General features: G+C 71.3%; 2 protein-coding genes. Both read left to right on the top strand.

Going from position 1 to position 2,773, the window contains the following annotated elements:
- The coding region (locus tag ABZS66_RS61235) for a hypothetical protein (RefSeq protein ID WP_354774145.1) at positions 1–234 on the top strand (234 nt) is incomplete at its 5' end.
- Positions 235–412: 178 nt separating this feature from the next.
- Positions 413–2,698, top strand: coding sequence for a glycosyl hydrolase family 18 protein (locus ABZS66_RS61230; protein WP_354774144.1), 2,286 nt, complete (start codon positions 413–415; stop codon positions 2,696–2,698).
- Positions 2,699–2,773 lie beyond the last annotated feature (75 nt).

The following is a 2,773-nucleotide window of genomic DNA, read 5'->3' as shown; positions in this document are numbered from 1 at the left end:
ACGCCGGGCGCGCCCGAGGACCCCGTCCAGGCGTCGGTGGCGCGCAAGGTCGAGCAGCTGCGCGCGGCCCAGGAGGCCGGGCAGCTGGACCCGGCCTGGGACCCGCTCGACGTGCTCATGTTCGTCAACCAGATCGCGATGTCGTGGGCGGGCGTCACCGCCCCGGACGACGCCTTCGGGGCCGCCCGCCGTTCGGCGGTCGTCGCCGCGGTCGAGCGGCTCTTCCCGAGGTAACCAGCGGCTCCAGCCGGTCTGATGGCCGGGCGCGCACCCGAGGCCGACGACGCGATCCGCCGGTTCGCCGCCTGGGCGCGCCCGCACCTCGGGCTGTGACCTAGGTGTCACCCATGCATTGACATCGGTCGCTCTCTACCTCGAAACTAACAGGAAACTTTCCTAAAGGAGGGAATGAGTGCACCCCATCAGGCGTCTCGCCGCCACTCTGCTCCTCGTCACCACCGCGCTCGTCGCGGTGCCGGCGTCCGCCCACGCCGCGCCCGCCGGGCTCACCGCCGGCTTCTCGGCGGCCAACTACGGCTCCTACTGGGTCGACAAGTACGTCGTCAGCAACCCCACCAGCGCCGCCGTCACGGGATGGACGCTCGAGTTCGACGTGCCGGCCGGGCTGACCGTCGGCACCGGCTACCACGGCACGGTCACCCGCACCGGCAACCACGTCACCGTGGTCAACGCACACTACAACGCCACCGTACCGGCGGGCGGCAGCACCGAACCGTACAGCTTCTGGTTCATCGCCACCGGCACCAACGCCGAGCCGCTCAACTGCCGCATCAACGGCAACAAGTGCGACGGCAGCGCCGACCGGGCGCCGAACGCCCCCACCGGGCTGACCGTCGCCGGGCGCACCACCCGGACCGTGTCGCTGCGCTGGACGGCGGCGGTGCCGACGGACTTCCCGATCGCCTCGTACGACGTCTACCAGGGCGGGACGGTCAAGGCGTCGGTCACGTCCCCGCAGGCGACGATCGCCGGGCTCACGCCGAACTCGCCGTACACCTTCACCGTCCGGGCGAAGGACACGCGCGGGAACGTCTCGGCGGACAGCGCGGCCGTCACCACCTCGACGCTCAACCCGGCCGACGACACGGCGGCGCCGCCCGCGCCCGGCAACCTGCGCTCGACCGGCCGCACGGCCACGTCCGTGACCCTCGCCTGGAACGCGGTCACCGACCCGAGCGGGATCTCCGCCTATGAGGTGTACCGCGGTGGCACGCTCGCGGCGACAGTGACCTCGCTGAATGCGACCGTCACCGGGCTGACACCGCTCACTTCGTACAGTTTCACCGTCCGGGCGCGCGACGGGTACGACAACACCTCCCCGCCGAGCACCGCGGTAACGGTCACGACCGACGACTCCGTCGGCAGTGGCAGCTACGCGAAGGTGGGGTATTTCGTCCAGTGGGGCATCTACGGCCGGCAGTACTTCGTGAAGAACCTGGACACGTCGGGCGCGGCGGCGAAGCTGACCCACCTCAACTACGCGTTCGCCAACCTCGACCCGGTCAACCTCACCTGCCTGCAGGGCGTCACCCGCGGCACGACGCAGAACCCGCAGGACCCCGACCAGGGCACGGGCGCCGGCGACGCGGACGCCGACTACGGGCGGCCGTTCAGCGCGGCCCAGTCGGTCGACGGGGTCGCCGACACCGGCTGGGAGACGCTGCGGGGCAACTACAACCAGCTGCGCAAGCTCAAGGCCAAGTATCCGAACCTGAAGGTGCTCATCTCGATCGGCGGCTGGACCTACTCGAAGTTCTTCGCCGACGCCGCGGCCACCCCGGCGTCCCGGGAGAAGTTCGTGCGCTCCTGCATCGACATGTACATCAAGGGCAACCTCCCGGTGGCGGGCGGGGCCGGTGGCCCGGGCGTCGCGGCCGGCATCTTCGACGGCATCGACCTCGACTGGGAGTGGCCGGGCGCCGAGGGTCACCCCGGCAACCACTGGGGCCCGCAGGACAAGGCCAACAACACCGCCCTGCTGGCCGAGTTCCGCCGGCAGCTCGACGAGCTCGGCACGCCGCAGGGCAAGCGTTACCTGCTGACCGCCTTCACCCCGGCCGACCCGGCGAAGATCGCCGCTGGCTGGGACATCACCCGCGCCGACGGCACGCCGAGCGTGTTCGACTCGCTCGACTTCGCCAACGTGCAGGGGTACGACTTCCACGGCGCCGGCAGCGACAACTCGTGGGAGCCCGGCCGCACCGGCCACCAGGGCAACCTCTACGCCGACGCCCAGGACCCGTATTCGTTCACGTTCAGCGTCGAGCGCGCCGTCGACACGTACACCCAGGCCGGCGTCAACCCGCGCCAGCTCACGGTGGGCTTCGCCTTCTACGGCCGCGGCTGGCAGGGCGTCGCGGCCGGCGGCGTGAACGGCGAGTGGCAGACCGCGACGGGCGCCGCCCCGGGCCAGTTCGCGGAGGAGGCCGGCACCCGCGGCTACAGCAACCTGCTGGCCATGGTGCCGGGCTGCACGGTGTACCACGACACCCAGTCCGTCTCGACGTACTGCTACACGGGCGCGGGCGGCCAGTGGTGGACGTACGACGACGCCTGGTCGATCGAGCGCAAGACGGCCTGGCTGAAACAGCGCGGCCTGCTGGGCGGCATGATCTGGGAGATGTCCGGCGACACCACGTCGGGCACCCTGATGACCGCCCTGAACACGGGCCTGTAGCGCCCGCACTCCCCGGCCGCGGTCCAGGGCCAGTGCCGCCAGGTGCCGCTCCAGGTAGGCGGCCTTGAGGTGCCC

The sequence above is a fragment of the Dactylosporangium sp. NPDC005572 genome (genome assembly GCF_040605515.1).
Lineage (GTDB): Bacteria > Actinomycetota > Actinomycetes > Mycobacteriales > Micromonosporaceae > Dactylosporangium.
Note: the sequence above shows the minus strand (reverse complement) of the source record. Positions and strands in the feature narration are given on the sequence as shown.